6 protein-coding genes are annotated in these 7,805 nt (G+C 59.3%); 3 read left to right on the top strand and 3 right to left on the bottom strand.

Annotation, left to right across the window (positions count from 1 at the left end; translation table 11 throughout):
* Positions 1 to 518 (top strand): DUF421 domain-containing protein (locus CDA63_RS09500; RefSeq protein ID WP_242434622.1); only part of this gene is annotated, 518 nt, incomplete at its 5' end.
* A gap of 66 nt (positions 519 to 584) precedes the next feature.
* Positions 585 to 1,940 carry a DUF2254 domain-containing protein gene (locus CDA63_RS09495; protein ID WP_088464217.1) on the top strand — a complete coding sequence of 452 codons (1,356 nt, stop codon included), beginning with the start codon at positions 585 to 587 and terminating at the stop codon, positions 1,938 to 1,940.
* Positions 1,941 to 2,078: 138 nt separating this feature from the next.
* On the opposite strand, the gene CDA63_RS09490 is transcribed toward CDA63_RS09495, so the two are convergent.
* Positions 2,079 to 2,432 (bottom strand): HesB/IscA family protein, encoded by a 354-nt coding sequence (locus CDA63_RS09490; RefSeq protein WP_088464216.1) that lies wholly within the window; start codon positions 2,430 to 2,432, stop codon positions 2,079 to 2,081.
* A gap of 222 nt (positions 2,433 to 2,654) precedes the next feature.
* Between CDA63_RS09490 and CDA63_RS09485 the strand changes: the two genes are divergently transcribed.
* Positions 2,655 to 3,194 (top strand): DUF7935 family protein, encoded by a 540-nt coding sequence (locus CDA63_RS09485; RefSeq protein WP_088464215.1) that lies wholly within the window; start codon positions 2,655 to 2,657, stop codon positions 3,192 to 3,194.
* 82 nt (positions 3,195 to 3,276) lie between these two features.
* Here CDA63_RS09485 and bshA read toward each other — a convergent pair whose 3' ends face one another.
* A complete protein-coding gene (gene bshA / locus CDA63_RS09480) occupies positions 3,277 to 4,428 on the bottom strand; it encodes an N-acetyl-alpha-D-glucosaminyl L-malate synthase BshA (protein WP_088464214.1) in 1,152 nt (383 codons plus the stop codon).
* Positions 4,429 to 4,639: 211 nt separating this feature from the next.
* On the bottom strand, positions 4,640 to 7,591 hold the full coding sequence (locus CDA63_RS09475) for a glycoside hydrolase family 3 N-terminal domain-containing protein (RefSeq protein ID WP_088464213.1): 2,952 nt from the start codon (positions 7,589 to 7,591) through the stop codon (positions 4,640 to 4,642).
* Between the last annotated feature and the right edge of the window lie 214 nt (positions 7,592 to 7,805).

Below are 7,805 nucleotides of genomic sequence, written 5' to 3'. Positions count from 1 at the left end.
AGCAAATTTTCTTTACCAATTGGGCCAGCCTGGGCCGCATCGCTGTGGTTGGGGTAATGGTTTATGTGGGCCTGATTCTGCTGCTGCGGACTTCGGGCAAGCGTACGCTCTCGAAGATGAATGCCTTCGACCTCATTGTGACGGTAGCCTTGGGCTCGATGCTGGCGTCTACGCTGCTCAACAAAAGCGTGGCGCTGGCCGATGGACTACTGGGTATGGGCATGCTTATTGGCTTGCAATACGTTATCACCTGGCTGTCGGTGCGCTATTCGGCCGTTGATAAGCTGGTGAAGGCGGAACCCACGCTGCTCGTGTACCAGGGCCAGTTTCTGCACGCCAAGATGAAGGCTGAGCGCGTGACGGAAGGCGAAATCCTGACCAGTCTGCGCGAGCGGGGCATTGCCTCCCTGGCCGAGGCTGCCGCCGTAGTACTCGAAAACGACGGTACCCTCAACGCCCTCCAGCACGAATCTGCCGACGCCCCGCATTCGGCGCTGAAAAACGTGCCTAAGCCGTAACGGAACGAAGCGCCGCTCCGGCTTCCACAAAGGCTGTCCAACGCCTGTTATCCCCTCATTTCCTCCATGAATAAAATTAAAAGCTGGTGGCTTAACATCAACGCGAGCCTGTGGTTCGTGCCGACCCTGATGGTCATCTCGTCGATGGTGCTGGCCTACGGGCTGGTGCTGATCGATAACAGCACCAGCAACAAATGGACGTCCAACTATCCGCTGCTGTTCGGAGCCGGGTCTAGCGGGGCCCGGGGTATGCTTTCGTCGATTTCCGGCTCGGCCATTACGGTAGCGGCCCTCATTTTCTCGCTCACGCTCTCCACGCTGGCTACCGTGTCGGGGCAGTACACCTCGCGCATCCTGCGCAACTTCATGCGCGACCGGCCCAACCAAGTGGTGATGGGCTTTTTCGTAAGCATTTTCGTGTATTGCCTTATTGTACTGCGCACTATCCGCGACAGCAGTGACCATGACGTGGGGTTTGTGCCGCCGCTGGCCGTGTCGTTTGCCCTGCTGATGGCCTTAGTCAGTATCGGGATGCTGATTTTCTTCATCCACCACATAGCTACGTCTATTCAGGCGGCCAATATTATTGCTGAAGCGGCCGACGAAACCATTAGCAGCATGACCAAAATCTTCCCCAAGCAGGTAGGCCAGGAGGCCGATCAGGAAGAGGAGGAAACGCTACGCACCACCGACCTGAACTGGCATCTGGTGCTAGCCGCCGCCACCGGCTACATGCAGGGGGTAGCTAGTCAGGAGTTGCTGGACTTTGCCACCGAAAACGACGCTGTGTTACGACTCGAACACCGCCTCGGCGACTTCGTAACCCTCGACACGCCTTTGGTGGCAGTAGCCTATTACGCTGCCGACCGCCTGCCCACCGACAAGGAGCAGGAGCAGCTGAATGACTATTTCACCGTCGACAACCAACGCAGCATCGACCAGCAGGACGTGGCTTTCGGCTTCCGCCAGATTGTTGATATTGCCCTCAAAGCGCTGTCGCCGGGCATCAACGACACCACCACGGCCGTTATCTGCGTCGACAGGTTGGGAGCCATGCTGGCCTACCTGGCCAGCCGCGAGTTGCACCAGCCCCTGCGCGCCGCCGACGGCCAGGTACGCCTGATTGCCCACACCCGCAACTTCGAAGATTTCGTGAAGCTAGCCTTCGACCAGATCCGCAGCAGCGGCGACGACAACGTGGCCATATTGCTACGCCAGCTCAAAGCCCTCGAAACGATTGGCCGCCGCACGGGCTCCTACAAACGCCGCCAGGCCCTGCGCCGTCAGTGCGACCTGATCGAGCGCGCCACGGAAACCACGCTTACCCGCGCATATGAGCAGAATCAGGTCCGCCACCGGCTGGGGCTGGTGCGGGCTTATCTGGCCAAGGCCCTGCTGCCAGCCGTACCGCAGGTACCCTAAAGCAAGAAGCCGCTTCGCCAATGGCGAAACGGCTTCTTTTATAAAACTGGCAGGTAGTAGTCAGGCCAACGATACCCAAATAGGGTACGCAGGATGCTGCAGGTGGGCTGAATGGGCCAAACTAACGGCCGCTAGCGCTTACGACGAGAACGAGGAGCCGCAGCCGCAGGTGCTTTTAGCCTGGGGGTTGTTGAAGACGAAGCCGCGGGCGTTGAGGCCATCCTGGAAGTCGACTTCCATGCCCAGCACGTACATGGCGTGCTTTTTATCCATGATAAGCAGCACCCCATCGAGGTCGAAGGTTTCGTCCTGCTCCTTGGGCTTGTCGAAACCGAGCAGGTAGCTCATGCCCGAACAGCCACCACCCTGCACACCTACGCGCAGGCCGTATTCGCCGGGCACATTCTTCTCAGTCAGAATATTGCGAACCTCCACTAAAGCGCGGGAGGTAAGGCTAATGGGAGCAATTTTGGTGGAAACGGCCGTTGCCATAGTGCGTTCGATTTTAGGAGTGTAAGGCGACAAAGGTACGAAGCCAGTAGCAGTCGGGGCTTATTCTTCGCAAAGGCCCCGCTACACTACGTCGCCACGATGCGTCGTTTGGTCGTACAACAACGGCTTGGGCCCCGCAGTTCACGCCTTATCTTTGCCTGCCCGCCGGTTGCGGCCACATTTCGTTGCGGGGCCGGCTATCCCCCTCACTTTACCTGTTGCATGGATTCCACTGCCTATATTTTCGACCTGCTCAAAATCATTCTGCCGGCCCTCGTTGTGGCCGGGGCCATTTATTTTCTGTTCCAGCGGTTTCTGGAGCAGGAGCAACAGCGCCGCCTGATCGAGATGCGCCTGGAAGCCAGCAAAACCACGTTGCCGCTCCGTCTGCAGGCCCTGGAGCGCGTAACGCTGCTATTAGAGCGCCTGAGCCCACCGAATCTGCTGGTGCGCGTGAGTAGTGCCGGCCTCTCGGCCCCCGACTACCACCGCCAGCTGCTCCAGGAAATCCGGGCCGAGGTGGAGCACAACCTCAGCCAGCAGCTCTACATGCAGCCCGAAACCTGGGCTGCCGTTAAGCAGGCGCAGGAAAGCGTGAGCGGCCTCATTAACTCCCAGTTTCGCGGGATGCCCAACCCAACGGAGGCCCGGGGCCCCGAGCTGGCCCGCCGCATCCTCGAAAGCCTTATGAGCGATGAGCAAACCGACCCTACCGCCGCCGCTATCCTGGCCGTGAAGCGTGAGGCCGTGGCTATGTTTTAAGTTGAAGGACTAAAAAAAGGCTGTCATCCCGCGTTTCGCGCAGGATGACAGCCTTTTTTTGTCTATCCCAACCCTTACGTACCTATGCCTTAGCTCCTACAATTCCGCTCATCACCGAATCAACAGCGCGTTGGTAACATGCTTCGTACAGGGGCACGATGTTTTCCAGTGCGAAGGTTTCAGCATGGGCGCGGGCGGCGGCTTTGAAGCGGGGTAAGTTTTCGTCTTTGAGCACGTAGAGGGCGTTTTTCACCATGTCGGCCACGTCGCCTACTTCGCTCACCATGCCCGTGATATTGTGCTCGTTGAGCTCGGGGATGCCACCCGCGTTGGTGCTGACGACTGGCACTTCGCAGGCCATGGCTTCCAAGGCAGCGAGGCCGAAGCTTTCCTTCTCGGAAGGCATCAGGAACAGGTCGGCGATGCTGAGCACTTCTTCCACGGCTTCGAGCTTGCCCAGAAACCGGATGTCCTGGCAGAGGCCGATGTCGCGGCAGAGTTTCTCGATGCGGGGGCGGTCGGGGCCGTCGCCAACCAGCAGCAGCTTAGCCGGAATCTGCTTGCGGACCCCGGCAAAAATGTTCACCACGTCGTCGACCCGCTTCACCGAGCGGAAGTTACTGGTATGCACCAGCAGCTTTTCGCCCTCGGGGGCAATGGCCGACTTGAAGTGGCCTTTCTCCTGCTTCTGGAAGCGCTCTAGGTTGATGAAGTTCGGAATTACCTCGATTTCCTTCTCGATTGCGAAGTATTCGTAGGTTTCGCGCCGCAAATCGGCCGATACGGCCGTTACCCCGTCGCTCTGGTTGATGCTGAAGGTCACGACGGGCTCGTAGCTGGCATCCTTGCCCACCAGCGTAATGTCGGTGCCGTGGAGCGTGGTAACCACCGGGATGCGGATGCCGCGGGTGAGCAGGATCTGCTTGGCCATGAAGGCAGCCGAGGCGTGCGGAATGGCATAATGCACGTGCAGCACGTCAAGCTTCTCGTTCTGAGCAATGTCGACCATCTTACTGGCCAGCGCCAGCTCATAGGGCGGAAACTGGAACAGCGGATAGGGGGGGATATAAACCTCGTGGTAGAACAGGTTTTCGTTGAAGAAATCCAGGCGCACCGGTTGGCTGTAGGTGATAAAGTGCACCCGGTGCCCGCGTTGGGCCAGCGCCTTGCCAAGCTCGGTGGCCACGACGCCGGAGCCGCCAAAGGTGGGATAACAGACAATGCCGATGTTCATGGGAGCGGGGGAGAAGGGAGGTCAGGCGCGGGCCCGGCACTCGATGAATGGCCCACTACGGGCCGGAGAGCAGAAAGAACAGTTTACCGATTACGAAACAGGCGGAAGGTTGCCGGACCGAAGGACTAAAAAAACCGGCGGCGAGTTGCTCCTTCAGGAGCGCCTCGCCGCCGGTTGCGGAATCAAAGGAACAGAAAAGCTACACAACAGCTCATGTTTTCTGCAGGGCCTTGTAAATCACATCGTGGATGCGGGTGCGGATGTTGTACTGCACCAGCTTTTTGTTGCCAGCGTCGGGGTACACCCGGTTGGAAAGAAAGATGTAGAGGATTTTGTTTTCCGGGTCCATCCACACGCAGGTGCCTGTGAAGCCGGTATGGCCGAAGGTGCTGGCGGGTGAGAGGTTGCTGGTGGGGCCCTCGGGCTTGCTTGGGTCGCCCCGGTCCCAGCCCAGGCCGCGGCGGCTGCCGGCGTCGGTGCTACGGGCAAACTCAGCTACCACCGGCGTCTGGAAGAAGCGCTGGCCCCCGTAGCGGCCGTTCTGCAGGTTCATTTGCATGAGCACGGCCAGGTCGTTGGCGTTGGCAAACAAACCGGCATGCCCGCCCACGCCGCCCACAAGCGCCGCGGTCTGGTCGTGCACGCTGCCTTGCAGTAGGGTATGGCGGTAGTAGGTATCGTTTTCGGTGGGCGCGATGCACGACTTCGGGAACTTGTTGAGCGGGTTGTAGGTCATCGAGCCCAGGCCCAATGGTGCGTAGAACTGCTTGGCCAGAAACTGCTCTATCGGTTGGTTAAGCAGCTTTTCGGCCAGGCGCTTCATCACAATAAAGCTCAGGTCAGAGTACTCTACCGGGTACTGGCCCCGTACCTTGGGCAGTAGCGCCGATTCCTGCACCCACGTCCACACCGAGTTTTCGGAGGAGTTGATGCTGAACAGGTTGGGCGTTACCTCGCGCGAAAATTCCGGTGATTCGGTGCTGGCGTAGAACTCGGGCTTGGGGCCGGCGCTGGTTACGGTCCGCTCCCAGGTTGGGATGCCGGGTTTGAGGCCGGCGTGGTGCATGAGCACGTCGCGCACGGTCATGTCTTTTTTGTTGGTCGTCTTGAGCTCTGGCAAGTAGGCCGATACTTTGTCGTCGAGGTTGATTTTACCCTCATCCTTGAGCCACATAATGGCCTGAAGCGTTCCGGCCACCTTCGTTACCGAGGCCAGATCATAAAGCGTGCTCTTATTAACTGGTTGACCCTTGTCGTAGGTGTAGTAGCCGTAGCTTTTATCGAACACCACCATCCCATCCTTGGCTACCAGCACCTGGCAGCCGGGGGCGGCAGCGTACGCCACGGCTTCCAGGGCCACGTTGTCGATCTGGGTCATGATGCGCGAGTCGAGGCCTACGGCTTCGGGCGTACCGTAACGGAGACGGTGGAAATCGGGCGTGGGCAGGCCCAGGCCGGCCTTCAGGTTTTCCGATACCGTAACCGGCAGGCGGCCTTTGGCTGGCAGTGCCCCGAAAAGCACCTGAGGCACCACGAGCTGGGAGGCGTAGTTATCTTCGTAACCACAAACCAGGTTGCGGTTGCCTTCCAGAAACTTCAGCGCATAGGCGTTACCGAAGGCCACTACCACCGTTTTAATCCGGCGGTTGGCTTGCAATTCTTTTAAGAATTTGAGGGCTCCGTCGCCGAGACCATAGTTGTGGACCGGCGTGTTGTTCATGCCGTGCAGGCTTACCACCACCACGTTGTAGGGGGCAAGTTGGCGGCCGAGGCGGCTGAACGTGGAATCGGGAGCGTAGCGGTTGGGCACGGCGTACACCGGCCCGTTCTGGTACTTGCCCATGATGTCGCGGTAGGGCTCAGCCTCAGAACCGATGGTAATGGCGGCGATGCGCAGCGTGTCGAGGCGCTGGAAGGGCAGGATATCGTCCTCGTTCTTGACTACCGTCACGGCGTGCTCATAAATCTGCTGCTGCACCAGGCGGCTCAGGGGCCGGTTCAGGTTCTGCATCAGGTTGGGCACATCTACGGGGCGGTAGTGGTTGAGGCCGGCCCAGTACTTGCCGCGCAGGATTTTGCGCACCCGCTGGTCGATGTCGTCCTGGTCGAGCTTGCCGTTGGCCAGTGCCTCCTTTATCTTTTGGATGGCCATCGGCACATCTTCCGAAAACAGCAGCACGTCGTTGCCGGCGGCCAGGGCCAGGGCGTCGAGCTCACCGGCCTTAAACAAGTTCGACACGCTCTTCATATTGAGCGCATCGGTAAACACAAGGCCCCGAAAGCCCATTTTCTCCTTGAGCAGCCCGGTAACGAGCGTAGGCGAAACAGTGGCCGACATGGTGTTTACGGTGTCGAGCAGCGGCACGTAGAGGTGGCCCACCATCACGCCCATCACGCCCTCGGCAATGGCCCGGCGGAAGGGGTAGAGGTCGATGTTGGTGAGCCGGGTCAGGTCGGAGTTGATAACCGGCAGGGCCACGTGCGAGTCCACATCGGTGTCGCCGTGGCCGGGGAAGTGCTTGACGACAGCCATAATGCCGTGGTCCTGGAGGCCCTGGATGTAACGAATGCCACGGGCGGCTACCTGCTCCTTGTCTTCGCCGAACGAGCGGTTGCCGATAACCGGGTTGCTGGGGTTGGAGTTGACGTCGATGTCGGGCGAAAAGCTTACGTGTACGCCCAGCGTTTTGAGGTTGAGCGCGATTTCGCGGCCCATCTGGTACACGTAGTCGTCGTCGTCCATGGCGCCTAGGGTCATGCCCTTGGCGAAGTGCATGCTCGAATCGAGGCGCATATCGAGGCCCCATTCGGCGTCGATGGCCACCAGTAACGGCACCTTCGACTCGGCCTGGTAGCGGTTGGTGAGGTTGGCCTGCCGACGCGGGCCGCCCTGCAAAAACATCAGCCCCCCGATGCCATAATTCTTGACCAGAAAATCGATGTACTGAACGTGCTTGCGGTCTTTGTTGGAGTAGGCGGCCACCATAAACAGCTGGCCCAGGCGCTGGTCGGGGCTGAGCGAGGTGAACACGCTGTCGACCCAGCCCTGCTCGGCCGGCGTCATGGGCTTGCCCATGTCGGTGCGGGGCACGGCCGAGGAAATAAGCAGGCCAGTCAGGGCCAGGACTAGCAGAAAAAGACCAATCCTAAATTCTTTGAGCATCAGGCCCGGTGGTTCTTGCAGAGGAGGTGATAATGAAGGGCGAGCCGAAAAACGCTATTTTTGCCCTTCCAAAAAAGGTGCCGGGCCGGTTTATAGTTGACGTCGACGGCCACAACGGACCTTCACGACTCAACCTTTCGCCTTCCCAACGCCGGAGTCGGCCGAAATTGTATTTCGGCCAGCGTACCCAAAAGTCGGTCGCAAACTTACGGAG

Origin of the sequence: Hymenobacter amundsenii (assembly GCF_002204745.1) — a bacterium.
Classification (GTDB): Bacteria; Bacteroidota; Bacteroidia; order Cytophagales; family Hymenobacteraceae; genus Hymenobacter; species Hymenobacter amundsenii.
The sequence above is the reverse complement of the archived record's forward strand: the minus strand, read 5'-3'. Positions and strand labels throughout refer to the sequence as shown.